At 68.8% G+C, this 23,926-nt stretch carries 22 protein-coding genes and 1 tRNA gene; 12 read left to right on the top strand and 11 right to left on the bottom strand.

The window, feature by feature from the left end; genetic code table 11:
* The first annotated feature begins 47 nt into the window (after positions 1–47).
* From AC5Y4Q_RS14575 to AC5Y4Q_RS14560, 4 genes are all read left to right on the top strand, one after another.
* The gene (locus tag AC5Y4Q_RS14575) at positions 48–566 is read left to right on the top strand and encodes a hypothetical protein (protein WP_165604330.1); all 519 of its coding nucleotides are present in this window, start codon (positions 48–50) and stop codon (positions 564–566) included.
* A gap of 136 nt (positions 567–702) precedes the next feature.
* The gene (locus AC5Y4Q_RS14570; RefSeq protein WP_064922025.1) at positions 703–1,926 is read left to right on the top strand and encodes a class I SAM-dependent methyltransferase; all 1,224 of its coding nucleotides are present in this window, start codon (positions 703–705) and stop codon (positions 1,924–1,926) included.
* A gap of 82 nt (positions 1,927–2,008) precedes the next feature.
* Complete coding sequence (locus AC5Y4Q_RS14565) at positions 2,009–2,896, top strand: decaprenyl diphosphate synthase (RefSeq protein WP_064922024.1); 888 nt, start codon at positions 2,009–2,011, stop codon at positions 2,894–2,896.
* Positions 2,896–3,288 carry a hypothetical protein gene (locus AC5Y4Q_RS14560; RefSeq protein ID WP_064922023.1) on the top strand — a complete coding sequence of 131 codons (393 nt, stop codon included), beginning with the start codon at positions 2,896–2,898 and terminating at the stop codon, positions 3,286–3,288. The genes AC5Y4Q_RS14565 and AC5Y4Q_RS14560 overlap by 1 nt, the downstream gene beginning before the upstream one ends.
* Positions 3,289–3,300: 12 nt before the next feature.
* Here the strand turns inward: AC5Y4Q_RS14560 and AC5Y4Q_RS14555 are convergent, their stop codons facing one another.
* Positions 3,301–3,693 carry a Fur family transcriptional regulator gene (locus AC5Y4Q_RS14555; protein WP_064922022.1) on the bottom strand — a complete coding sequence of 131 codons (393 nt, stop codon included), beginning with the start codon at positions 3,691–3,693 and terminating at the stop codon, positions 3,301–3,303.
* A complete protein-coding gene (locus AC5Y4Q_RS14550; protein WP_064922061.1) occupies positions 3,690–4,046 on the bottom strand; it encodes an ArsR/SmtB family transcription factor in 357 nt (118 codons plus the stop codon). Before AC5Y4Q_RS14550 ends, AC5Y4Q_RS14555 begins: the two co-directional genes overlap by 4 nt.
* Before the next feature lie 148 nt (positions 4,047–4,194).
* Here AC5Y4Q_RS14550 and AC5Y4Q_RS14545 point away from each other — a divergent pair, with 148 nt between their 5' ends.
* A complete protein-coding gene (locus AC5Y4Q_RS14545; protein WP_499959405.1) occupies positions 4,195–5,604 on the top strand; it encodes a glycine--tRNA ligase in 1,410 nt (469 codons plus the stop codon).
* Between the two features lie 478 nt (positions 5,605–6,082).
* Positions 6,083–7,585 carry a PGRS repeat-containing protein gene (locus AC5Y4Q_RS14540; RefSeq protein WP_165604329.1) on the top strand — a complete coding sequence of 501 codons (1,503 nt, stop codon included), beginning with the start codon at positions 6,083–6,085 and terminating at the stop codon, positions 7,583–7,585.
* 97 nt (positions 7,586–7,682) lie between these two features.
* On the opposite strand, the gene AC5Y4Q_RS14535 is transcribed toward AC5Y4Q_RS14540, so the two are convergent.
* Positions 7,683–8,423, bottom strand: coding sequence for a hypothetical protein (locus AC5Y4Q_RS14535; protein ID WP_064922019.1), 741 nt, complete (start codon positions 8,421–8,423; stop codon positions 7,683–7,685).
* 38 nt (positions 8,424–8,461) lie between these two features.
* Positions 8,462–10,453, bottom strand: coding sequence for a TPM domain-containing protein (locus AC5Y4Q_RS14530; protein ID WP_499959403.1), 1,992 nt, complete (start codon positions 10,451–10,453; stop codon positions 8,462–8,464).
* A gap of 126 nt (positions 10,454–10,579) precedes the next feature.
* Between AC5Y4Q_RS14530 and AC5Y4Q_RS14525 the strand changes: the two genes are divergently transcribed.
* Positions 10,580–11,833: a deoxyguanosinetriphosphate triphosphohydrolase gene (locus AC5Y4Q_RS14525; RefSeq protein WP_082952632.1), complete on the top strand. Its 1,254-nt coding sequence runs from the start codon at positions 10,580–10,582 to the stop codon at positions 11,831–11,833.
* A gap of 6 nt (positions 11,834–11,839) precedes the next feature.
* On the opposite strand, the gene AC5Y4Q_RS14520 is transcribed toward AC5Y4Q_RS14525, so the two are convergent.
* Complete coding sequence (locus AC5Y4Q_RS14520; protein WP_064922017.1) at positions 11,840–12,634, bottom strand: sensor domain-containing protein; 795 nt, start codon at positions 12,632–12,634, stop codon at positions 11,840–11,842.
* 82 nt (positions 12,635–12,716) lie between these two features.
* Between AC5Y4Q_RS14520 and dnaG the strand changes: the two genes are divergently transcribed.
* Positions 12,717–14,630 (top strand): DNA primase, encoded by a 1,914-nt coding sequence (gene dnaG, locus AC5Y4Q_RS14515; RefSeq protein ID WP_125224842.1) that lies wholly within the window; start codon positions 12,717–12,719, stop codon positions 14,628–14,630.
* Between the two features lie 224 nt (positions 14,631–14,854).
* Here the strand turns inward: dnaG and AC5Y4Q_RS14510 are convergent, their stop codons facing one another.
* Positions 14,855–15,106: a hypothetical protein gene (locus tag AC5Y4Q_RS14510; protein ID WP_125224840.1), complete on the bottom strand. Its 252-nt coding sequence runs from the start codon at positions 15,104–15,106 to the stop codon at positions 14,855–14,857.
* Positions 15,107–15,235: 129 nt separating this feature from the next.
* On the opposite strand from AC5Y4Q_RS14510, the gene AC5Y4Q_RS14505 reads away from it, so the two are divergent.
* A tRNA-Asn gene (locus AC5Y4Q_RS14505) sits at positions 15,236–15,311 on the top strand.
* Between the two features lie 25 nt (positions 15,312–15,336).
* On the opposite strand, the gene AC5Y4Q_RS14500 is transcribed toward AC5Y4Q_RS14505, so the two are convergent.
* Both AC5Y4Q_RS14500 and AC5Y4Q_RS14495 read right to left on the bottom strand, forming a co-directional pair.
* The gene (locus AC5Y4Q_RS14500) at positions 15,337–15,741 is read right to left on the bottom strand and encodes a hypothetical protein (RefSeq protein WP_125224839.1); all 405 of its coding nucleotides are present in this window, start codon (positions 15,739–15,741) and stop codon (positions 15,337–15,339) included.
* A 238-nt stretch (positions 15,742–15,979) separates the two neighbouring features.
* On the bottom strand, positions 15,980–17,899 hold the full coding sequence (locus tag AC5Y4Q_RS14495) for an acyl-CoA dehydrogenase family protein (protein WP_064922013.1): 1,920 nt from the start codon (positions 17,897–17,899) through the stop codon (positions 15,980–15,982).
* A gap of 52 nt (positions 17,900–17,951) precedes the next feature.
* Here AC5Y4Q_RS14495 and AC5Y4Q_RS14490 point away from each other — a divergent pair, with 52 nt between their 5' ends.
* The 3 genes from AC5Y4Q_RS14490 to AC5Y4Q_RS14480 all read left to right on the top strand — a co-directional run bounded on the left by AC5Y4Q_RS14490 (position 17,952) and on the right by AC5Y4Q_RS14480 (position 20,624).
* A complete protein-coding gene (locus tag AC5Y4Q_RS14490; RefSeq protein WP_125224858.1) occupies positions 17,952–19,082 on the top strand; it encodes an esterase-like activity of phytase family protein in 1,131 nt (376 codons plus the stop codon).
* A gap of 187 nt (positions 19,083–19,269) precedes the next feature.
* A complete protein-coding gene (locus AC5Y4Q_RS14485; RefSeq protein ID WP_064922011.1) occupies positions 19,270–19,956 on the top strand; it encodes a TetR family transcriptional regulator in 687 nt (228 codons plus the stop codon).
* Positions 19,956–20,624 carry a TetR family transcriptional regulator gene (locus AC5Y4Q_RS14480; protein WP_064922010.1) on the top strand — a complete coding sequence of 223 codons (669 nt, stop codon included), beginning with the start codon at positions 19,956–19,958 and terminating at the stop codon, positions 20,622–20,624. The genes AC5Y4Q_RS14485 and AC5Y4Q_RS14480 overlap by 1 nt, the downstream gene beginning before the upstream one ends.
* Positions 20,625–20,628: 4 nt before the next feature.
* On the opposite strand, the gene AC5Y4Q_RS14475 is transcribed toward AC5Y4Q_RS14480, so the two are convergent.
* From AC5Y4Q_RS14475 to AC5Y4Q_RS14465, 3 genes are all read right to left on the bottom strand, one after another.
* Positions 20,629–20,994: a PAS domain-containing protein gene (locus AC5Y4Q_RS14475; protein WP_109535675.1), complete on the bottom strand. Its 366-nt coding sequence runs from the start codon at positions 20,992–20,994 to the stop codon at positions 20,629–20,631.
* Between the two features lie 417 nt (positions 20,995–21,411).
* Complete coding sequence (locus AC5Y4Q_RS14470; RefSeq protein WP_064922059.1) at positions 21,412–23,220, bottom strand: putative bifunctional diguanylate cyclase/phosphodiesterase; 1,809 nt, start codon at positions 23,218–23,220, stop codon at positions 21,412–21,414.
* 226 nt (positions 23,221–23,446) lie between these two features.
* A complete protein-coding gene (locus AC5Y4Q_RS14465; RefSeq protein WP_064922008.1) occupies positions 23,447–23,896 on the bottom strand; it encodes a MarR family winged helix-turn-helix transcriptional regulator in 450 nt (149 codons plus the stop codon).
* Positions 23,897–23,926: the final 30 nt, after the last annotated feature.

Here is a 23,926-nt window from a genome sequence, read left to right as displayed (position 1 = left end):
CTGATGCGACTTCACGATCCGAACGCTCAATTTGGAAGGCAGGCCGAATGATTCACGACACCGGGTGGGGGCGCTGGGCGCACAGCACTGCGCCGCGATACGCGGCCGGCCTCGGAGCAGCGGCGGGAGCGCTGCTGGTCGCGGGCTTGGTCCCGGCGGTCGGCCCGGTCGCACAGGCGGGCATCGAGCCCGTCCCCGGTGTCGGGATCATGGCGCCGTTGCCGGCTCATGCCCCGGGCGCTGATGGAGCCGACGGAGCGGACGGGGCCGATGGCGCGGACGGCGCTGCCGGCAAGGGCGGCCAAGGCGGCAAGGGCGGCCAGGGTGGCAAGGGCGGCCAGGGTGGCAAGGGCGGTCAAGGTGGCAAGGGCGGCCAGGGCGGCAAGGGCGGCGACGGTGGCCGAGGCGGCGCCGGTGGCCACGGGGGCGCCGGTGGCGCCGGTGGTGCGGCCGGCCCCGGTGGCCAACCCGGTGCGGGCGGTGCCGGTGGCGCCGGCGGTGCGCCCGGACCGGGCGGTCAGCCTGGTCAACCCGGTCAGCCCGGTCAGCCCGGTCGACCCGGCTGAGTTCGCAGAACATCATCAACCGACGGGCCTGGCACGGCACGGCGATGTGAGTCGCACCCGCCGTCCCGGGCCGAATAACCCCCGCTAAAGTCTGACTCGATCGTGGGGGGCCAATGCAGCAAGGAGCCACAAAGAAGTGACTGAGAACCCACGCGCAGACATCGTCTCCCGGCAGTACGAGCGGTGGACCTACCCGCCGCCCATCCACGACCTTCAGGCGTGGTCGGCAGGAAACTGGGAGTGGTTCGACCCGAGCCATGCGCACCGGGTGCTGTGGCCGGATCGGGAGTACCGTCCCGACCTCGACATCCTCATCGCCGGCTGCGGCACCAACCAGGCGGCAGTCTTCGCCTACAACAACCCCAAGGCCCGGGTGGTGGCCGTCGACATCAGCCAATCGTCGCTGGGGCACCAGCAGTACCTCAAGGACAAGCACGGGTTGTGGAACCTGGAGCTGCACCAGCTCCCGATCGAGGAGTTGTCCACGCTGGGCCAGGATTTCGATCTGGTGGTCTCCACCGGGGTGCTGCACCATATGGCCGACCCGAAGGTGGGCATGCAGGCGATCGCAGACCGCCTGCGGCCTGACGGCGTCGCCGGCATCATGCTCTACGCGCGCTACGGCCGCATCGGCATCGAGATCCTCGAGACGGTCTTCCAGGACCTGGGGTTGGAGCAGAGCGACGAGTCGATCCACACGGTTCGCCAGGCCATCCGGATGCTGTCCCAGGACCACCCGGTCCAGCCCTACCTGAAGATCGCCGGCGACCTGGCTTCGGATTCCGGCCTGGTGGACACCTTCCTGCACGGGCGGGCCAAGAGCTACGACGTCGACGGCTGCATCGACCTGGCCACCTCGGCCGGGCTGGACTTCCAGGGCTGGCTGCTCAAGGCGCCCTACTACGCCCATGATGTGGCCGCGCCGGCGGGCGGCGGCTTCTACGAGAAGGTGAACGCGCTGCCGGAGGCCAAGATCTGGTCGGTGATGGAGCGCATTCACACCCTCAATGCGCGGCACTTCTTCATGGCCACGCGCCCCGACCGTCCCAAGAGCAGCTACGTGGTCGACTTCTCGACGGCCGACAGCCTCGACTACGTGCCGCTGTTCCGCTTCAAGTGCGGCCTCAACGGCAATGAGATCTTCCGGCCGGGCTGGCGTATGCCGCTCAACCCGGCTCAGCTGCCGTTCGTGCAGAGCATCGACGGTCGCCGGAGCATCCGCGAGATCGCCGCGAACCTGGCGCAGGCCGGCGGTCCGAACCGGGCGAGCGCGGCGGACCTGGAGAAGTTCGGGCGGCGGCTGTTCCAGTCGCTGTGGCGCCTGGACTTCGTTGCGATGGACCTGAGCGTCGATTCCTGATCGTCGCGCTAACAGGTAAGTCGCCGCGGCGAATACGCCCTCGTAGCGGGCGGCGCGGTGCCGGTCGGGCAGGATAGGGCACATGGTGTTGAATCGGGCCAATCGGAAGGTCACCTTCCCGCAACTGCCTGCGGCGCCCGACGACTATCCGGTCTTCCCGGATAAGTCCACCTGGCCCGTGATCTTTCCCGAGCTGCCGGCTCCGCCGGGAGGGGGACCGTGCCGTCCGCCGCAGCACACCTCCAAGGCCGTGGCCCCGCAGATCCCGGCGGAGTCGCTGCCCAACCACGTCGCCGTCGTGATGGACGGCAACGGCCGTTGGGCCACTCAGCGCGGGTTGGGCCGCACCGAGGGGCACAAGATGGGCGAGGCGGTGCTGATCGATATCACCTGCGGCGCAATCGAACTCGGCATCAAATGGTTGACCGTGTACGCGTTCTCCACGGAGAACTGGAAGCGCTCCGCCGAGGAGGTCCGGTTCCTGATGGGGTTCAACCGCGAGGTGGTGCGCCGCCGCCGGGAAAACCTCAACGCGATGGGTGTGCGGATGCGCTGGGTGGGATCGCGGCCGAAGATGTGGCGCAGCGTCATCAAGGAATTCGAGATCGCCGAGGCCATGACCGTCGGCAACGACGTCATCACCATCAACTACTGCGTCAACTACGGCGGCCGCACCGAGATCGCCGAAGCAGCACAGGCCATCGCCGCGGAGGCGGTGGCCGGCAAGCTGAACCCGAACCGGATCACCGAGGCCACCATCGCCCGGCATCTGCACCGGCCGGACATGCCCGACGTCGACCTGTTGATCCGCACCTCCGGGGAGCAGCGATCGTCCAACTTCATGCTGTGGCAGGCGGCCTACGCCGAATACATCTTCCAGGAGAAGTTGTGGCCGGACTACGACCGCCGCGACCTGTGGGAGGCCTGCGAACAGTACGCCGCTCGGCAACGCCGGTTCGGGACGGCGTGATGCCGGGGCTGGCCGACCGCCTCGCCACCGTGCTCGCCACGGTGCTGACCACCGACGCGGAGCCTGACGGTGCAGTGACCGTCCACCACGAGGCCACCTTGGCCTCCTTGCGGGTGGTGCCGATCACCGACGAGCTGGAGCTGGTGTCGCTCACCCAGATCCTGGGCTGGGACCTGGCGCTGACCAAGAAGCTGCGTGAGCGGGCGGCCGAGCAGGCACGGCTTAGCCAACTCGGGACGGTCACCCTGGTGGAGAAGGGCGCCACCAAGACCGCGGATGTGTTGCTGCGCTACAACTTTCCGGGTTCGGGCCTGACCGACGACGCACTGTGCACGCTGGTCCTGCTGGTGCTGGCCAAAGGTGTCGACATCCGTGAGGCGCTCACTGCCTGAGGGCCGCCGCGCTCACTTCCTGCAGTCCGCGCAGGTGCCGAAGATCTCGATGGTGTGGCTGACATCGGAGAAGCCGTGCTCGGCGGCGATCTGGGCCGCCCACTCCTCGACTTCGTGATCGCCCACCTCGACCGTGGCGCCGCAGTGGCGGCACACCAGGTGGTGGTGATGGTGCTCCGAGCAGCGCCGGTACACCGATTCGCCGGTGTCGGCGCGCAGCGTGTCGACGGTCCCGGCGTCGGCCATTGCCTGCAGTGTCCGGTAGACCGTGGTCAGGCCGATGTTCTCCCCGCGCTCGCGCAGCGCGTCGTGCAGCTCCTGGGCCGAACGGAAGTCATCGATGGTCTCCAGCAATGCCGAGATCGCTGCGCGCTGCCGGGTGGAGCGCACCCCCGGGGCGGTCAACGGTCCTCACCGGCGTGGGCCACCGCGTCGATGACGATGTGCGCCAGGTGGTGGTCGGCCAACCGGTAGAGCACTTCGCGGCCCGACCGTTCCCCGGTGACCACCCCAGCCGATTTCAGGATTTTCAGGTGCTGACTGACCAGCGGCTGGGGCACCCCGAGCGCGTCGACGAGTTCGTGCACGCAGCGGTGCGATTCCTGCAGCTGCAAGACGATCGCGATGCGCACCGGAGCGGCCAGCGCGCGCAGCAATTCGCCGGCGGCATCGAGGATCTCCCGCGGCGGCGTCGCGGGGAAGGCGGGCCCGGTGTGCTGGTGATCGTCGGCGACCAGGCCGGATGCCGGGGGGGACATCCCACCACCTCCGCCCATGTTGGAAACCGTTTTCAGCTGGCTCCACTGTTCCATGCGTAATGACGCATGTCAAAGAAGCTCGGCGCTGTCGATACGATGTCGGTGCTCTGCGTGTCGGCGTTGCCGGCGCGGCCCCGACAAGACAGGAGTGCACCCCCTCGTGGCGTCCGTCATCGACACCGTCGTCAACCTGGCCAAGCGCCGCGGGCTGGTCTTCCCGGCCGGCGAAATCTACGGCGGCACCAAATCCGCGTGGGACTATGGCCCGCTCGGCGTGGAGTTCAAAGAGAACATCAAGCGACAGTGGTGGCGCTCGGTGGTGACCGCCCGCGACGATGTCGTCGGGCTGGACTCGTCGATCATCCTGCCGCGGGAGGTATGGGTGGCCTCCGGTCACGTCGAGGTGTTCAACGACCCGCTGGTGGAGTGCCTGTCCTGCCACAAGCGGCACCGCCAGGACCACATGCAGGAGGCGGCAGCGGCCAAGCGGCTCGCAAAAGGGGAGCAGGTCGATCCAGACGCAGTGCCGATGAGCGAGATCGCCTGCCCGGACTGCGGCACCAAGGGCCAGTGGACCGAGCCTCGCGAGTTCAACATGATGCTCAAGACCTACCTCGGTCCCATCGAAAGCGAGGAGGGGCTGCACTACCTGCGCCCGGAGACCGCCCAGGGTATCTTCGTCAACTTCGCCAACGTGGTCACCACCGCGCGCCGCAAACCGCCGTTCGGAATTGCCCAGACCGGCAAGAGCTTCCGCAACGAGATCACCCCCGGCAACTTCATCTTCCGGACCCGCGAGTTCGAGCAGATGGAGATGGAGTTCTTCGTCGAGCCCTCCACCGCCGCCGAGTGGCACCAGTACTGGATCGACACCCGGCTGCAGTGGTACGTCGACCTCGGTATCGCCCGGGATAACCTGCGTCTGTTCGAGCATCCGCTGGAGAAGCTGTCGCACTACAGCGCCGGCACCACCGACATCGAGTACAGGTTCGGTTTCCAGAACAACCCCTGGGGTGAGCTGGAGGGCATCGCCAACCGCACCGACTTCGACCTGTCCACCCACACCAAGCACTCGGGCGTCGACCTGTCGTTCTACGACCAGGCGTCCGACACCCGGTACACGCCGTACGTGATCGAGCCGGCCGCGGGACTGACCCGCTCCTTCATGGCGTTCTTGATCGACGCCTACCACGAGGACGAGGCGCCCAACGCCAAGGGCGGGGTGGACAAGCGCACCGTGCTGCGGCTGGACCCGCGGCTGGCGCCGGTCAAGGCCGCGGTGCTGCCGTTGAGCCGCAACGCCGACCTGTCACCGAAGGCCCGCGACCTGGCCGCCGAGTTGCGGCAGTGCTGGAACGTCGAGTTCGACGACGCCGGGGCGGTGGGCCGGCGCTATCGGCGGCAGGACGAGATCGGCACCCCGTTCTGCATCACGGTTGACTTCGACTCGCTCGACGACCAAGCGGTCACCGTGCGGGAACGCGACAGCATGACCCAGGAGCGGGTGGCCATCGACGCGGTGGCCGACTATCTGGCCGTTCGACTCAAGGGCTGCTGAAGGCTCCAGCGGCCTCGTGCCGGTAGCGGCTTACCCCACGATTGGTCGGGGACTCGACAGTACCTTGATCATTCTTCTGGTACGGCCGTGAGCCGATGAAGAGGCCCGCCCGTCGGCCGGCATGGTCCAGCAGGGGTAGCCGAATAACCGAGTGCGCCGCAACGGATTACAGACTCAAGTTTCGGACCGGGCGGCCGTTTCCGTAAGCGGCCGTCCCGCATAAACGACACGAAGCGCAGGCATACGTGAGACTGTTGCGGGTCAGGTTGACAGCCGCGCCCGGGCCGGTGTTGGCTCAACTTCGGCTGAGAAATCATCCAGAGTCTGGGTCGGGGAATTGGGTTCTAACACGGGAGGATGGCAGATGGCGGGAAGTAAATACGCAGGGAAACAGCATGATTCACGTACTGCGAAGGCCCGCCGTCGCAATCGTGTGATCGGGGCGGGGGGCTCGGCGGCCGCATTCTTGGCGTTCGGGATGGCCCCATTGGCCACCGCGCCGGACGCACACGCCGACGGACTCGACTGGCTGGTAGATCTGTTCGACCCGAGCATGGTCGCAGGTCCCGCCGTCGACACCACCGGGGTCGACGGCGTGTTCGGCGACTCGCCGTTCTGGGACCAGCTGCTGCTGGCCAACCCCGAGCTCGACCCGGCGAGCGTGGTCGAGTCGTGGATGTACGACCCGTGGCACACGGCCATGGAGGCGTGGATCACCAGTGACATCGGCCAGCAGATCGACAATGCCATCAACACCGCCTACATCCAGATGAACGGCGTGGACAGCCTCGAGGGCGCGTGCGGGCTGATCTGCAACGGTGTCGACGGCACCGAGGAGAGCCCGGACGGCGGCGCCGGCGGATTGTGGTTCGGCGACGGCGGCGACGGTTGGGACTCCACCGTGCAGGGCGTGGCCGGTGGTGACGGTGGTGCCGCCGGGTTCTTCGGCAACGGCGGCGACGGCGGCGACGGCTGGGATTCCACCGTGGCCGGGATCGACGGTGGCGCCGGCGGCAACGGCGGTACCGGTGGCAGCGTCATGGGCGACGGCGGGGTCGGCGGTACCGGTGGCGACGGGTACGACGCGACGGCTAACGGTGTCGGCGGCACCGCGACCGGCTCCAACGGTGGTGCTGGCGGTAACGGTGGCGACACCAGCGATGCCGCCACCTTGATCTTCGGCAACGGCGGGGCCGGTGGCGCGGGCGGTGCCGGCGGCGACGGCACCGCTAACGGTGCTACGGGCACCGTCACTGGCGGCAACGGTGGTGTCGGTGGCACCGGCGGGAACTCGTTCGCCCCCATCGGCAATGGCGGTGAAGGCGGCGCCGGAGGTGCGGGCGGCGCCGGTGGAGACGGGACTGCCAACGGCTCCCAGGGCAACTCGACCGGCGGCGACGGCGGTATGGGTGGCACCGGCGGCACTGCCGAGAACGGCCACGGTGGCACCGGCGGGGTCGGTGGAGCCGGCGGCGACGCCAGGTCTAACGGTCACCTCGGTGTCGCCACCGGTGGTGACGGCGGGGCCGGTGGCACCGGCGGCCAGGGTCTCATCGCCGGCACCGGTGGTGACGGTGGGGCCGGTGGCGACGCCAGGTCCAACGGTTCCGGCGGCATCGCGACCGCTGGTGCCGGTGGTACCGGTGGTGCCGGCGCCGAAGGTGCTACCGGCGCGGCCGGCCAGCCCGGCGGGACCGGTGGTGCCGGCGGCAACGGCGGGGCCGGTGGCGACGCCACGACCAAGGGGTCCGGGGGCACCTCGACTGCCGGTAACGGCGGCGACGGGGGCGCCGGTGGCAACGGCGGCACCGGCGGCACCGGCGGCGCGGTCGGCGGCCAGGGCGGCCCTGGTGGCACCGGCGGGGCCGGTGGCACCGCGACGGCAACCGGCAACGACAGCACGGCGACTCAGGGCACGGCCGGTAAGCCTGGGCCGGACGGCCAGCCGGGGGCGGCCGGACCGACCAGCACCGCTCCCTGAAACGTCTCGACGCAAAAGTGCCCGCACCCCTTGGGGCGCGGGCACTTTCGCGTCGGCGTCGGCGGCGAGATGAGGTTGGCGCCCTGGGGGATCGAGGTCAGTCTCCGGCGACTTCGGGGAATCTCGGCCTGGCTGGCTTGAACCAGTCGGTCCGGGTCCGCCAGGACAGCGCGGACGCGTAGACGAACGCGGTGGCGCTCACGCCCGCGCAGATCCAGCTGGGCAGCGTGACGCCACTACCGACCAGCACGCTGGTCAACTGCACCAGGATCGCCGCGGGTTTGAAGGTTGCCCAGACCAGGTACAGGTCGATGGCGGGTCTCGAGCGCGGATCGCTCCGGAGGATCAGCAGTACCCGGGCGGTGAACCCGAACAGATACAGCGCAACGGCGGCGACCAGCGCCCAGTACACCCCGAACCACGGTCCGCGGGGCGCGAACACGTCGAAGTGCTCAGGTTGGCCCCAGTCGGCGACGCAGAACACGACGACCACGAGCGGCAGAATGACTTTCAGCGGCGTCGTGACGTGCCGGTGCCCCAGCAAACGGGCTTGGTCGTCGTCGGTCAATCGCGTCGCCAAGTGCTCGAACATGACCAACACGGCGCAGAACATGCACAGCACAGCTAGCATCCCGGCGACGTTCCACAACCCGAGCACCTGGTGTACGAGCGGGTCGAAACGCGTCGTCCCGACCGGGGACATCAGCAGCCCGGCGCACCCGATGAGCACCAGGACGCGGGAAGGATTGGCGTCCCAGCGCGAACCCCAGGTGTGTCGGCGGACCCACAGCGCATACCCGCACGCCAACAGGATCACCGTGAGGGCGACGTCGACCACGGCTCAGGAGTCTACGTAGGAACCGGCAGGACGGGGCCTCAGAACCGGCCGCCGCCGCCGAAGAAACCCCCGCCACCGGAGGAACCGCCGAAGGACGTCGGACTCCAGCCTCCACCACCGCCACCGAAGCCGCCGCCCATCCCGCCTCCACTGAGGATGTTGCCGATGATGATGCCGCCGAGCATGGCCCCGGTGTCGTTGCCACCGCCGGGGCCGCCGTAGCGGCCGTAGTACTGCCGCTGCGCAGCTTGCACGTCCGCCTTGGCCAGGGATTGCGCCGCGGCCGCCAGCGTGGCGGCTCCGTTGGCCTGGGCGATGGCGCCGGCGACGTCGGTGGCGCGCTTGTCCTGCGCGGCCTCGAGCCGGCGTCTGGCCTCGGCCAACCGGGTGCGCGCCTCCGGGCCGACGCTGCCGCGGCGGGTGTCGATGTAATCCGACACGGCGCGGATCCGCGACGAGGCGGTGAACAGCGCCTGTTCCAGGGTGCGGGTCAGCCGCTCGGCGGCGGCGCGTTCCTCGGCCACGGTGTCCAACAGGGCGTCCAGGTCGGAGTCGGCCTTGGTCAACGCGGTAAACGCCCCCAGCGGATCGCCGGTGGCCCGGGCGGCGGCAACGGCCTGCACCGCGGTGTCGCGGGCAGCGGTCAGCTCGGAGCGGCGTGCGCCCGCACCGCGCTGCAGCTGGGCATTGGCCTGCGCGATCCCGGCCTCGGCGTCGGCAATGGCCTCCGGCAGCGTCGCGACCGCGTGGCGGATGTCGCGGGCGGCGTTGTCCACCGCGTCGAGCAGGGCCCGGCCCTGAGCCAGCCCCGACTCGGCGGCCCGCACCGCGTCGACCAGTTCGCTCTGCCCGCCGGTGATCGGGCGGTCGGCCAGGGTGCGCGCGCGGGTGATGTTGCGCTCGGCGAAGGCCGCCCGGTCCTGCGCCGTCTTGACATTGCCGGACACCGAACTCAGTGCCGTGGCGTCGAATTCCCCGTGCAACCCGACCAGATGCTGCTCGGAGGCCGGAATGCGCCCGGTCAGCTCGACGAGCTGCTTGGTCAGGTCGTCCAGGCGGGCCGGTGCATTGAGAACCAGGTCGCGCAACTGCTCGAACGATGCACGCTGGGTCTCCAATTCGCGGTCGGCCTTGGCGGCGGTGACGATCACCCCGGTCAACAGATCGCGCTGCTGGGCCGGCGTCTCGGGGATGTCGTCATCGAGTTGCTGACGCACCGCGAAGGCGTGCTCCATGGCCGCCTTGGCGCTGGCGACCGCCTGCGCGAACGGCCTGGTGCGTTCCTCGCCGAACTCGTCGACGGCCAACTGCAACTCGTTGGCGCTGGTGCGCACCGCGTTGTCGACGTCGACCACCTTCTCCCGCGACAGCGCATCCAAGGCGAACACCGGCACGTCGGCCAGCGCGTTCGGATCGGTCGAATCGACCCGCCGGGCCGCTGCCAGCACCGCGTTGTGCCGGCGCCGCCGCAGATAGCGTGCCACCAACAGCACCACCACACCGGCGGCCGCCACCGCGGCCAGCGCGATCAGGATCGGCACCCAGCTCACTTCGGCCGGCGCTGCCGCCACGTCCAGCCCGCTGGCGGCGACAGCGGCCGCCCCGGCCCAGTCCCCACGGTGCAGGGCCGGCTCGATGTCGTTGCGCCGCAAGGCGTCGACCTTGTCAGCGCTGATCTCGCCGATGCCGTTGGATACCAAAAACGCGTAACTGCGATCGGCGGTTGCCACCGCCAGCAGCGCGTCGTTTCCGCCCAGGTCGCTGAGCTGCGCCGTGCTGCGGCCCCAATCGTCGGCGGTCAGCCCGGAGAAGACGTCGACGTAGACCACCCACAGCCGGATGTGCCGGTCGGTGTAGAGCTTGTCGATCGCAGCCTGCACGCCGGCGCGGTCGGATGGCGAGAGCACTCCGGCGCTGTCGGTGATCGAGCTGGGCAGCCGCAACGGGGGTTGCGCCGCTGCGCCGGGGGCCACCAGCAGCACCGCGATGACGACCGCCAGGGCGGCGCTGAGCAGGCGCGTGATTCGCATGCTGGCCAATGTATATGCGATCTGCGGGTGGCCGCTGAAATTATGTGATGGGCCGGGGGTAGCTGGGCACGGCGTTTCGGCCCGGCATGTCATCGATGCGGACCGGGCCAAAATAGACTGGCGGCGGTGGCCACAAACTCATGCGACAACTACGGCGCGCACGACCGCGACCGCATGGTGGGGGAGTCGTCGAAAACCGCCGGCCTGCCCGGGACCGGCGGCCAGCACCGCACCGACTTCGCCCGCGACCGGGCCAGGGTGCTGCACAGCGCCGCCCTGCGTCGGCTGGCCGACAAGACGCAGGTCGTCGGTCCCCGCGACGGTGATACCCCCCGCACCCGGCTGACCCACTCGCTGGAGGTGGCCCAGATCGGGCGGGGCATGGCCATCGGGCTGGGCTGCGATCCCGACCTGGTCGACTTGGCCGGGCTGGCCCACGATATCGGGCACCCCCCGTACGGGCACAACGGCGAGCAGGCGCTCAACGAAATCGCCGCGGAGTGCGGTGGATTCGAAGGCAACGCGCAGAATTTCCGGATCCTGACCAGCCTGGAACCCAAAGTCCTGGGGCCGGACGGGGCAAGCGCGGGACTGAATCTGACCCGGGCGGCGCTGGACGCCGTCACCAAATATCCGTGGCCGCGCGAGTCGGGAAACGGCCCGGCCCGGACCAAGTTCGGCTTCTATGACGACGACCGGGCCGCCGCCGAGTGGATGCGCCAAGGCGCGCCGGAGGGTCGGGTCTGCCTGGAAGCGCAGATCATGGACTGGGCCGATGACGTCGCCTACTCCGTGCACGACGTCGAGGACGGTGTCATCGCGGGCCGTATCGACCTGCGCGTGCTCGCCGACGCCGCGACGGTGGCCGAACTGGCGCGCCTGGGCGACCCCGACGGCGTCCATGATCTGGCCGCGGCCGCGCATCGACTCACCGAGCTTCCGGTGGTGGCCGCTGTCGGCGGCTATGACGCGACCCTGTCGGCGTCAGTGGCACTGAAGCGGCTGACCAGCGAGCTGGTGGGCCGCTTCGCGTCCGCGGCGATCAGCGCCACCCACGCCGTTGCCGGCCGCCGGCCACTGAGCCGCTACCAGGCCGACCTGACGGTGCCCGAATTGGTGCGGGCCGAAGTTGCCGTGCTGAAAACCCTTGCAGTGCAATTCATCATGTCCGAAGATCAGCATCGCAAAATTCAGGAGGCCCAGCGCGAGCGGGTTCACGCGGTGGCCCACCGGCTGCTCGCCGGGGCGCCGGAGAGCCTGGACCCGATCTTCGTCCCGGCGTTCGCCGCCGCCTCCGATGACGGCGCACGACTGCGGGTCGTCATCGACCAGATCGCGTCGTGCACCGAGGGCCGACTGGAGCGGCTCGCGGCGGGCTGAGCCGACTCAGGCGAGCTTGGTGACCTTGTCCATCATCGCTCGCACCGCATCGATGCTGCTGGTCTGCGGGTCGCCGGAACCGGTGGCGTTCTCGGTGCCGGTGAACGCGATCAGCACCCCGACGATGCAGTTGCCCTGCACGCCGATGGCCCGGGTGTCCGGCGCCTTGGGGCTCTTGTCCAGCACGATCGACGCCGCCAGCACGTCATCGGTGACCCGCACGTCGGTGATATGCATTTCGGTGCCGTGCAGGTGCGGCTGCCCGCCCGAATCCGAGTCGGCGTTGACCGGATGCCCGTCACAGCGCTTCCACTGCGCGGCAAACTTGGCGAACAGCGCTTGTGCGTCCGCCGCAGTGGGCAGCGCGACCACGGCCTCCTTGACGAACATCACCCGGGTGGTGAGCGGCTTGAAGCCGTCCCGGTTGGGTTCGGAGTCGATCCAGGTCTCCCGCGCGTAGCTTTGAACGTCGGCTCCGGAGTACACACTCTTGGGGGCGACATCCACGACGCCGACACATTCGCCGGGCGACGACGAGTCCTCCATCGCTTCCAGACCGCCGTAGGACGGCGGGCCGGTGACGGTCGTGAACGGCTGATCCAGCATCTTGGTCAGCTCGGCGCCGTCGAGCAGGACCTGCTTGACGGTCTCGCCGGTGACCCCCGATGCGGCGCCGCGGGAACGGTCGGGCAGAACCAGCCAGGCGAGCAGCGCCACAGCGGCCAGGGCGGCGACCGCGATCACGAGCAGCAGGCGCGGTCGTCGGGATTTCGCCGCCGTTGGCTGCTCGGACAGACTCATGCGCGCTCCCTGACGTCGACGTTGACGAACCGAGCTTAAAACATGGCGGCTTGCGGCCGGCTGTGCGCTCTAGACTGACCCGGTGCCCGGCCGTATCTCCGATCGCGACATCGCCGCCATCCGCGAACGTGTCCGGATCGAGGACGTGGTCGGCGATTATGTGCAGCTCAGGCGGGCTGGGGCCGACTCGCTCAAGGGACTGTGCCCGTTCCACAACGAGAAGTCGCCGTCGTTTCACGTCCGGCCCAACCACGGCCTGTTCCACTGCTTCGGGTGCGGGGAAGGCGGCGACGTCTACGCGTTCGTGCAGAAGATCGAGCATGCCAGCTTCGTCGAGGCGGTCGAGTTGCTGGCCGACCGGGTCGGCCACACCATCACCTACACCGGGGCATCGGCGACCAACATCCAGCGCGAGCGCGGGGGGCGCAGCCGGCTGATCGCCGCCAATGCGGCGGCGGCCGAGTTCTATGCCGCGGCGCTGGGCACCGCCGAGGCGGCACCGGCGCGCAAATACCTCACCGAACGCAACTTCGACGCCGCCGCCGCGCAGCGGTTCGGTTGCGGTTTCGCCCCGTCCGGGTGGGACAGCCTGACGAAACACTTGCTGCGCAAGGGCTTCGAGTTCAAAGAGCTTGAGGCCGCGGGCCTGTCCCGGGAGGGGCGCCGCGGTCCGATGGACCGGTTCCACCGCCGGCTGCTGTGGCCGATCCGTTCCTCGGCGGGGGAGGTGATCGGGTTCGGCGCGCGCCGGTTGTTCGACGACGACCCGATGGAGGCCAAGTACGTCAACACTCCCGAAACCACGCTGTACAAGAAGTCCAATGCGCTGTTCGGCCTGGACCTGGCCAAGCGGGACATCGCGCGTGGCCACCAGGCCATCGTCGTCGAGGGCTACACCGACGTGATGGCGATGCACCTGGCCGGGGTGACCACCGCGGTGGCCTCGTGCGGCACCGCCTTCGGCGACGAACACCTGGCCATGCTGCGCCGACTGATGATGGACGACAAGTTCTTTCGGGGTGAGCTGATCTACGTCTTCGACGGCGACGCGGCCGGACGACAAGCCGCTCTCAAAGCCCTGGACGGCGAACAACAGCTGGCCGGACAGTCATTCGTCGCAGTGGCCGCCGACGGCATGGATCCGTGCGACCTGCGGCTGGCGCACGGCGACGAGGCGCTGCGCGACCTGGTGGCACGCCGCACTCCGTTGTTCGAGTTCGCCGTTCGCACCGCTCTGGCCGAGATGGATCTGGACAATGCCGAGGGCCGGGTCGCGGCGCTGCGCCGCTGCGTGCCGATGGTCGCCCAGATCAAGGACCCCATCCTGCGCGACGAATACGCGCGCCAGCTGGCCGGTTGGGTGGGTTGGGACGACGTCGCGCAGGTGATCGGGCGGGTGCGCGCTCAGGCCAAGCAGGCCAAGGATTCGCGCGGCGGCGCGGCGCGGGTCTCCACCGCGACCGCCACAGCCGCTGCCCAACCGCCGGTGGCGCGTCCTAACCCGGCCGATCCGACGCTGTGGCCGCAGCGGGAGGCGCTCAAAGCCGCGCTGCAGTTCCCGGCGCTGGCCGGGCCGGTGTTCGACAGCCTGACGGTGGAGAGTTTCACCCACCCCGGCTACGCGGCGGTGCGCTCGGCGATCGAGACGGCCGGCGGAACCGGCGGGACCGCTGCCGCGGCCGCCGGCGCGCAGTGGATCGAGACGGTGCGTGAGCAGACCACCTCGCCGCTGACCGTCGGGCTCATCCACGAGCTGAGTGTGGAGTCGATCCGCGTCGACGACGACAAGTTGCCCCGCTACATCGGCGGGGTACTGGCCCGGCTGCAGGAGGTGTGGGTGGGCCGGCAGATCGCCGAGGTCAAGTCCAAACTGCAGCGCATGTCACCGGTGGAGCACAGCGACGAATACCACGCGCTCTTCGGTGACCTGGTCGCGATGGAGGCCTATCGGCGCAGCCTGCTGGAGCAAGCCAGCGGCGACGAAGTGACCGCCTGATCGCCAGCCCGGCCGGAGGTCGGGCGCAGCGGGTCAGGCGTGATCGGCACCGCCTGATCGCAAGCCCGGCCGGAGGTCGGGTCCAGCGGGTCAGGCGTGATCGGCACCGCCTGATCGCAAGCCCGGCCGGAGGTCGGGTCCAGCGGGTCAGGCGTGATCGGCACCGCCTGATCGCAAGCCCGGCCGGAGGTCGGGTGCAGCGGGTCAGGCGCCACCGGCACCGCCTAGAGCTCGGAGTCCTCCGGGTCTTCCGGCCGCAGCACCGTGGTGCCGTCCTCGAGTTCGGTCAGGGTCACCATCGTGGGGTCGGGATGGATCCGGTTGGCGATGCTGCGCCGTCCCTTGTCGATCACCGCCTTGGCGATCGGGCTGCTGGTGAGCGCGTGGTAGGTGCCGACGATCTGCTCGTAGCGTCGACGGCCGGCTTTCGTGCCCATCACATACCCGACGCCCATCACGACGACGTACCCGATCAATGCTGCTCCCTACAACGTGCGGTGTTCCCATCCTGCCCCATCCGGCGGCGCGGCGATTCGGTGCGACCCCCGCGGGACGGTGCTCCTGTCGGCATGCGCTAGAGTCGTGCACGTCCACGCGGACAGCAGTCCCCTGTAGCTCAATTGGCAGAGCATTCGGCTGTTAACCGGAGGGTTGGTGGTTCGAGTCCACCCGGGGGAGCCACGTTTTACCGGCGTCAGCCCAACCCTCAGTCCAGCCTGGGAATCACCGAAGGACCGGACTGCTGCGGCTGCGCCTGAGGCGCGAACATCTGCGGCGGTTGCTGCGGCATTCCCGACTGTTGCTGCTGCTGTTTGGCGGCACGGGCCTGTGCGATCGCGTTGACCAGCGGGCTGGCGGCCATCAGTTCCCGGCGCTCTTCTTCGCTCAGCTCGTAGATCGCCCAGGCGCCCCAGGCGGCCGGGCGCACATACACGGTGACCTTCTGGCGGCCGTTGTTGAAGACGGCCGGAACCGCCACGGCTCGATCGGTGGCGGCGAAGCTGGCCATTTCCTGGGTGATCCGCTCGATATCGGCGGATTCCTGCAGCTCATAGGTCGGCGACTGGCCGCCCTTGGTCGGTGAGGCGTTCAGCGCGAGGAACCACGCCATGGGTGATACTCCTTTGTTTGGGCTCGATGCCGACAGCCTATAAAGGCGGCCGGCGACACGGCCAACCGGCGGTCAGCAAGCCTCGACGGAGGAGAGGCGAAGCTGGACCGCCGCATCAAACCCGCGGTTAGTAAGCCTCGACGGAGGAGAGGCGAAGCTGGACCGCCGCATCAAACCCGCGGTCAGCAAGCCTCGACGGAGGAGAGGCGAAGCTGGACCGCCGAATCAAACCCGGCGGCTAGACCAGGTGTTCCGGATGCAGCATCTCGGCGTATCGCAGCTGTTCGGGGATGCCGAATCCGTCGACCAGGGTTTGGGCGTGCGGCCGCAACTTGCGGCACCGGTCGTTGATGCCGCGGGTGACGGCCTTGGCCCGATCGGTGGACAGGTACCGGTGCTCGATGTACCACGCCTTGTCGTCCTCGATGACGCTGAGCGCGTACAGGTCGCACACCAGCTCCAGCAGATCGCGGGCCTCGGCGTCCGGGCAGGAGTCGATGCCGGCGACGAACGCCTCCAGCACCACCCGGTCGATGTGGGCGGTGGCGGCGTGCAGCACGTGGTCCTGGACCGCGTTGAACGCGTCGAAGTCGCTCATCTCCTCGGACTTGGCGCGCAACCGGCGTGCCACCGAGGTCAGCAGATATTGTTCGCGGTCTTCGAACATGTGCAGTTGGGTCCCGCGGTTGAACAGGCTGCCCTCCTCTTCGCTGTCTTGGCGGGCGTCCACGAACGTTTGGATGATCGTCTCTGCCGCGGTACGTTTCAGCACCCGGTCCCCGACGGTCTCGGCGGCGAACCGCACCCAGTCGACGGGGCTCATCCCGGCGATGTCGTCGGCGTAGGCGGTCAGCAGTTGCTTGGCCACCAGCTGGGTCAGCACGTGGTTGTCGCCCTCGAAGGTGGTGAACACGTCGATGTCGGCGCGCAACGCGATCAGCCGGTTCTCGGCCATGTAGCCGGCGCCCCCGCAGGCTTCCCGCGCTTCCTGGATCGCCCGGGACGCGTGCCAGGTGTTGGCGGCCTTGAGCCCGGCCGCCCGCGCCTCGAGCTCACGCTGCTCCTCGGCGTCGGGATCGTCGGACGTCTGCAGGTCATGGCAGCGGCCCACCAACTCGTTCTGGGCGAACTGCAACGCATAGGACCGGGCGATCAGCGGGAACAACCGGCGCTGATGCACCAGGTAGTCCATGATCAGCACCTCGTGTTCGGCTCCGTCATCGCCAGGCGCACTGAACTGCCTGCGCTGCAACGCATATCGGGTGGCGATATCGAGGGCGACCCGCGCGGCCGCTCCTGCGCTGCCACCCACCGAGACCCGGCCCCGGATCAGGGTGCCGATCATGGTGAAAAACCGTCGGCCGTCGCTTTCGATCGACGACCGGTAGCTGCCGTCGGCGTCGACGTCGGCGTATCTGTTCAACAGGTTCTCCCGGGGAATCCGGACCTGGTCGAACACGATGCGGCCGTTGTCCACGCCCGGCAGGCCGCCTTTGTAGTGGCAGTCCGAGGTCGTGACCCCGGGCAGGTCATTACCGTGTGCATCCCGGATCGGCACCAGGAAGCAGTGCACGCCATGACTTTTGCCAGCGGTGATCAGCTGAGCGAAGACCGCCGCGACGGTGGCGGTTTCGGCCGCACCACCGATGTAGTCCTTGCGCGCCGGACCGGTCGCGGAGTCGATGACGAACTCGCCCGTCGTCGCGTCGTAGGTGGCGGTGGTCTCCAGTGACTGCACGTCGCTGCCGTGGCCGGTCTCGGTCATCGCGAAGCAGCCGAGCATCTCGAGGTCGATGATCTTCTGCACGTAGGCGCGGTGGTGACGTTCGGTGCCCAGGTTTTCCACGGCGCCGCCGAACAACCCCCACTGCACCCCGGCTTTGACCATCAGGGACAGATCCGACATCGCCAGCAGTTCGATCATGCTGATCGCCGCGCCCACGTCACCGGTTCCACCGTGCTCCTTGCGGAAACTGTCGGCGGCCACGCCGGTGCCGGCCAGGATCCTGAGCTGTTCGGCGACTTTGGCGCGGGCGATCGCGGTGTTGGGGGTGTAGTGCGGACGGAACTTTTCATCGGAGAGGGTGGCCCGGACCCGGTTCTTCACCGCGCGCCAGCGGCCGTCCAAGGTGTCGCGCAGAGCTTCGGAAGTGGTCACTCCTGCACGGTATCCGGGCGAGGTGGCCGGTAAACGGGGTTTAGATTACGGTGTGCGCTCCACGCTGGCCGGGTTGCTGTCGCTGTGTTGGCTGCTGGTCGCCGGCTGCGGTCGCTGCGAGGCACCGACGCCGGGGCTGGAATATCTCGGCCAGATCCACCTTCCGTCGAACACCACATTCGACGGCACGGCGGTCGGCGGTCTGTCGGGCATCAGTTATGACCCCGGCCGCGACTGCTACTACGTGATCAGTGATGACCGGTCGGCCAAGGGGCCGGCGCGGTTCTACACGGTTCGGCTCTCGGTGTCGGATCGCGGCGTCGACGATGTCACGATCAGCGCCGTCCACTCGCTGCTGGACGAGCGCGGAGCGCCGTTCGGCCCGCGATCTTTCGGCAGTTCGCCGCCGGTGATACCGCCCGACCCGGAAGGGATCGCGTTCGACGGCGGCCGACAGCGGCTGTATTGGTCGTCGGAGGGCGAGCGGCTCACCGACGGCCCGCACGGCCCCGTGCTGGCCGACCCCTGGGTCAGGATCGCCGGGCTCGACGGCAGCTACCTCGGCCAGTTCGCCATGCCGCCGGAGCTTGCGATGTCGGCACAGCTCAGCGGGCCGCGCCGCAACACGACGCTCGAGGGTCTCACGCTGACCGCCGACGGCCGGCTGCTGTTCGCTGCGATGGAGGGGCCCGGCTACGACGACGGTGCCCCACCGGATCAGGTCCACGGGGCGCTGACTCGGATCACCGCCTACCGCCTGGACGCGCACGGCGACCCCGGGGCCCCGGTCGCCCAGTACGCCTACCCGCTGGAGCCGGCGACCCCGCCCACCGAAACCAACGGCCTCACCGACCTGGTGGCGCTGTCGGATACCGCCTTCCTGGTGATCGAGCGGGCGTTCAGCGCCCGACCGGCGGTGCGGCTGTTTCGCGCCGAGATCGGTGACGCCACCGACGTGCTGGGTGTGCCGGCACTGGCCGGGCGGACCCTGACCCCGATGACCAAGACGCTGCTGGCCGACCTGTCTGCCACGCCCGGCCTGGATCCGCTGGACAACATCGAGGGGATCACGCTGGGGCCGCGGCTGCCTGACGGCCGGCAAACGGTGGTGCTGGTCAGCGACGACAACTTCTCGCCGCGGCAGGTGACCCAGTTCGTGGTGTTTGCGGTGCCTGCGGCCTGAACCACCCGACGGGCCGGACCTGGGGAGACTGAATACGCTCCGACGACAGCTAATTGGACGTTTTCCGAATGCCGACGGCGGTAATTGACGATTCCGAGTATCGAAAAGAGTCAACTTCAACATTGCCCTGATAGCGTTAGCGCAATGCGGTACGACTGCCGGTCAGTGACGAGGCTGAGATCGCGCGTTGGCTGAAACCACCGACCGGCGCGCCGATGCCACGCGCCAGCAGATCATCCGCGCCGCTGCGCATCAGTTCGCCCAGCGGCCCTATCACGACGTCGGCCTTGACGACATCCTCGCCGAAGCGGAATTGACCAAGGGCGCCATGTATTTCCATTTCCGCTCCAAGCATGCGCTGGCTCTGGCCGTCATCGATGAACAACTGGCCAGGGCGGGGGCGGCGGTGCAGGCGCTGGTCGACCGCAAGCTCTCCGGCCTGGAAACCCTGATCGACGTCGGCTACCTGATGGCGGTCGAGGACATCTGCCGCGACACCGCGCGCGCGGTGCTGCATCTGCTGCCGGTGGTCGGCCGGGCCGAGGGCCTGCAGACCACGGTGCTCAACAACGCGGTCCAGGCGCTGAGCGTGGTCGCCGAACGCGCGATCGCCGAAGGCGACGTCGTCGACAGCGATCCGCACGACATCGCGCGAGTGCTGCTGACGCTGTACCTGGGTTTGCGGCAAGCCGGCAACCTCGACGAGCCCGAGCAGTTCCTGCGCCAGATCGAGCGGGCGCTGATCGTCGTACTTCCGGGTATGGTGCCCGCGGACCGGATCGACTACTTCCTCCAGTTCATCCGGCGACGCACTGCGCTGGCGGTCAAAACCACCTCGGCGGAGTTCGCCGCGGCCGGAGACCGGATCGACTGATGGCACGTCAAGTCCGATCCGAGGCGACGCGGCGGAAACTGCTCGACGCCGCTATCGACGTCTTCGGCGAGGTCGGCTATGTCGCCGCGGGGCGAACCGCCATCATCGAGCGGGCCGGGGTGACCAAAGGTGCCCTCTACCACCACTTCGACTCGATGGAATCCCTGGTGATGGCGATCATCGAGGGCGGATTCGCCACCATGTTGAACACCTTCCGGGGTATGTGCCAGCCGTCGTCGCCGGCGCTGGAGGGCATGATCCACGGCATGTTCGCCGTCACCGCGGTTCTGGCGGCCGACAAGGAGGCGCGCGCGGCGGGCCATCTGGTGTTCGCACTGTCGGAATCCAACGATCTCGGTGGTGATGTCGCCGGGGAGTGGGCGGCCGCGGTGACTGCGCAGACCACCCGCGCGATCGCCGAGGGCGACCTGCGCGAGGACCTCGATGCCGCCCAGGTCGCCGAGTCGATCACCGGCGCCATGCTCGGGACGTGGCTGCTGTCGCACTCCGGCGACAGCGTCGGGCGGCTGACCCGGATGTGGGGGGCGCTGCTCCCGGCGATCGTGGCGGCGGACTCGCTGTCGTATTTCCAGCAATTCCTGGCCCGTGAGGCGCTGCGTTATCAGGTCAGCCCGGGCGCCGACGAAGACTCAGCCGCCGACCGCTGAGCGGTTACCGTTCATCGAGCCACAGCTGCTCGGTGAGGTCCTGGAACGTCGCGAGCGCAACCCGGTCGTCGGCACGTTCGAGTGCCGACTTGCTCATCAATGCCCGCACCGTAGAACCGTCTCGATGTCCAAGGGAGACGACGAGATTGGCCAACGAGTGCATCACCGACAAGGCGGACTCCTCGGCGGGCGGGACGTCGCCGAAGATCTGCCGGAACTCCAGGGCCAGGACCTCTTCCTGGGTGTAGCCCAGCATCGCGGCGAACCCGGTGTTGGCGAACAAGATGGTGCCGTCGTCGGCGATCGCGAGCACCGGGACCGGGATCCGTTCGAGCGCGACCAGAGCCGGCAACTGCCGCAACGTCTCCATCGGGGTCTGAGGGGTTTGCGCGTTCCGCCGTCGCTCCATGTCTCTGATTATGACGGGCGGACACCGCCATCCGGGCTTCCTTGCCGGTGCCGGAGAGTCGGCCGGCGGCGGCCGGCATCCGCGGCGCCCGCGTGGTGTAACTAACAGTCTCGTGGGGGTTGGACACCATCCAAAAGGTATGTATCATTCCTGTTTATGCGAGGGACTGGTTTGCACGGATCGGCGGCGCGGCAGCGCGCGTCGTGGTCGGCGCCGCGCAGTTCCTCCCACAGCTTCGCCCGGGGCACCTCGAGGGGTCCGCACCGCCGATTGCCGCCGCACGCCGAGCCGCGTTGGTGCACCGCACCGACTGCTGCGCTCGCCGGCAGGCAGACGGGGGTGCGGTTGTGTGCCGCGTTTTACCGGGCGATGTTCTTGTCAGATCACCAGCGCCTGGCTGTCGGCTAGGAACGGCATCGCCATCCAGCGCGACGCCAGCATCGCCTCGGCGGCCGGACCCGGCACCGGACGGGAGAACAGGAATCCCTGGGCCCGGTGACAGCCGTGCCGCATCAAGGTGAGCGCGGCCGCTGAAGTCTCCACGCCCTCGGCGACCACCTGCAGGCCGAACGCTTCGGCAAGGGCGATGATCGCTCGTACGATCGCGAGATCACCGGGGTTGACGCCCAATTCACGCACGAACACGGTGTCGATCTTCAACGTGTCGACCGGCAGATCCTTCAGGTGCGACAGCACCGCGTAGCCGGTGCCGAAGTCGTCGATGGCGATCTGCACCCCGGCTTCGCGCAGCTCGGCCAGAGTGCGCCGGGTGGTCTCGATGTTCTGCACCACCGCGCGTTCGGTGATCTCCAGGCACAGCGACCCCGGCCGCAGGCCGAACTCGTCGACGGTCTCCACCACGTTCTGGACGAACCCGCGGGCGGCCAGCTGCACCGGGGAGACGTTGATGCGCAGGGTGGCGTTGGTCCGAACCCCGTTGGCCTGCCATGAGCTGAATTCTGCGCATGCGCTGCGCATCACCCACCGGCCCAGATCGTCGGCCAGGTTGGCGGATTCGGCGATGCTGATGAACGAGCCGGGCAGCAGCAGCCCCCGGGTCGGATGCCGCCAGCGGACGAGCGCCTCGACCGCCACGATCGCGCCACTCCACAGGTCGACCTCGGGCTGGTAGTACAGCAGCAGTGACTCGTCGTCGATCTTGCCCTGCAGGTGCAGCTCGATGTCCTTGCGGAACAAGCTCTTCAGTGACATGTCGTCGGTGGAGCTGACGGTCTGGTTGCCGCCGCCGCGTTTGGCGGCCAGCACGGCCTCGTCGGCGCGGTGCAGCAGTCCTGCACTGGTGTCCTCGCCGGGCAGTCCCACCGTCACGCCGACGCTGACCGTGCTGGTGACGGTGTGGCCCTGGATCTCCACCTTGTCGCGCAGCGCGCCCTGCAGCCGGTCGGCGAAGGTTTCCGCACTGGCCATCGACATCGGCCAGTCCGGGATGACGACGAACTCGTCGCCACCGATGCGCGCCGTCATGGTCCGGTTCCCGGCGTAGGCCCGTAGCCGGCGGGCGAAGTCCTGGATGAACCAGTCGCCGGCGGAGTGCCCGAGGTAGTCGTTGATCGGCTTGAGCCGGTCCAGGTCGATGTAGAAGACGCCGACCGGCCCGGGGCTGCCCGCGACCAGCCGATCGGAGAGGTGGGCGACCAGGGCGCGCCGATTGTGCAGACCGGTCAGGTCGTCGTGGTCGGCCAGATAACGCAGCCGCTCCTCGGCGACGACGCGGGCCTGCAACTGCGCGAACAGCGACGCGATCGCCTCGATGGTGTTGAGTTCCTCCGGGCGCCACTTGGGCCGGCGGAACTTGACCAGGTAGAGCATGCCGGTGGTCACCGGTCCGGAGATCAGCGGCGCGGTGGCCACCGACAGCGACTCGATGGCGTGGTCCCTCGCCATCTGGCGGACATAGCCGGACTCGGACGGCTCCGGCCGGATGACGGCCACCCGCTTGCCGTGCGCGCAGGTGGTGAAGACCGGGTCGGCGGTGGTGAACGAGACGACCGCCAGGGGATCGGGATCCGGCGGATCAGTGCGCGGCGGCCATTCCGCGACCAGCTTGGAGGCCCGGATCTCGTGATCGTTGTGGCGCAGGAATCCGGCGTCGACGTTGAGCTGCTCCACCAGCGTCTTCAGCACGCGCTCGCTGACCGCGGGCGCCGTGGACGGTGTGGTGGCCATCAGCTCGGCGGCGATCGAGGTGACCAGCGCCAATCTGTCCGCCACGGATGTCCTTCCCCCGAAGACCGCCGGCCCAGTGCAGGAGCCGCCGGGGCGGCGGGAGGCCTGGGGTCGCTTCGAGCCGATGCCGCCATGAGCATATTCGAAAACCGGACCAGGCTGGAAACATCTCAGCCGAATCTCCGCTGGTCCGATGGCGCCGACCCGGGCGGGCCCGTGATCGGCGTCAGCGCAGCGGTCTGGCCGGAGCGGTGTCGGCCAGGAAGCGGCGCAGCACCTCGACCGCGTCGGCGAGCGTCCGGCGGTCCTCAGCAGAGAGGCGGTCCAACTCCGGATCGATCGCCGCGGCCCGGTCCCGGCGGACCTGGTCGAGCGTGCGCACCCCTTTATCGGTGATCCGGATCAGCACGGCGCGGGCGTCCTGCGGGTCGGTCGTACGCGTGGTCAGGCCGGCGTCCTCGAGCCGGCGCACCTGGGTGGTCATCGTCGGCTGCGAGCAGTGGTCGACCGCGGCCAATTCGGAGATGCGGGCCTCGTCGAGATCCTCGATGGTCGACAGCAGTCGGGCCTGCGCACCGGGGATCGGCAGGGCGACCCGCTGGGTGGCCACCCGATTGAGTCGGGCGACGACGCTGAGCAGGTCGGCTCCCAGGCTGGCGTGGACGGGGGCTGCCATCGCGCGAGTATTGCACAACGGTGGAAGGAA

The organism is Mycobacterium sp. NGS16 (assembly GCF_059813225.1).
Note: the sequence above shows the minus strand (reverse complement) of the source record. Positions and strands in the feature narration are given on the sequence as shown.

What these genes read in the sequence shown, in the direction of transcription:
- AC5Y4Q_RS14540 (WP_165604329.1), top strand. Translation starts at nt 6,083, where the DNA reads ATGGCCCCATTGGCCACCGCGCCGGACGCACACGCCGACGGACTCGAC.
- AC5Y4Q_RS14465 (WP_064922008.1), bottom strand. Translation starts at nt 23,896, where the DNA reads ATGGCAGCCCCCGTCCACGCCAGCCTGGGAGCCGACCTGCTCAGCGTC.
- AC5Y4Q_RS14530 (WP_499959403.1), bottom strand. Translation starts at nt 10,453, where the DNA reads ATGCGAATCACGCGCCTGCTCAGCGCCGCCCTGGCGGTCGTCATCGCG.
- AC5Y4Q_RS14560 (WP_064922023.1), top strand. Translation starts at nt 2,896, where the DNA reads ATGCCGGGGCTGGCCGACCGCCTCGCCACCGTGCTCGCCACGGTGCTG.
- AC5Y4Q_RS14475 (WP_109535675.1), bottom strand. Translation starts at nt 20,994, where the DNA reads ATGGAGACGTTGCGGCAGTTGCCGGCTCTGGTCGCGCTCGAACGGATC.
- AC5Y4Q_RS14500 (WP_125224839.1), bottom strand. Translation starts at nt 15,741, where the DNA reads ATGGCGTGGTTCCTCGCGCTGAACGCCTCACCGACCAAGGGCGGCCAG.
- AC5Y4Q_RS14520 (WP_064922017.1), bottom strand. Translation starts at nt 12,634, where the DNA reads ATGAGTCTGTCCGAGCAGCCAACGGCGGCGAAATCCCGACGACCGCGC.
- AC5Y4Q_RS14575 (WP_165604330.1), top strand. Translation starts at nt 48, where the DNA reads ATGATTCACGACACCGGGTGGGGGCGCTGGGCGCACAGCACTGCGCCG.
- AC5Y4Q_RS14480 (WP_064922010.1), top strand. Translation starts at nt 19,956, where the DNA reads ATGGCACGTCAAGTCCGATCCGAGGCGACGCGGCGGAAACTGCTCGAC.
- AC5Y4Q_RS14470 (WP_064922059.1), bottom strand. Translation starts at nt 23,220, where the DNA reads ATGGCCACCACACCGTCCACGGCGCCCGCGGTCAGCGAGCGCGTGCTG.
- AC5Y4Q_RS14565 (WP_064922024.1), top strand. Translation starts at nt 2,009, where the DNA reads ATGGTGTTGAATCGGGCCAATCGGAAGGTCACCTTCCCGCAACTGCCT.
- AC5Y4Q_RS14550 (WP_064922061.1), bottom strand. Translation starts at nt 4,046, where the DNA reads ATGTCCCCCCCGGCATCCGGCCTGGTCGCCGACGATCACCAGCACACC.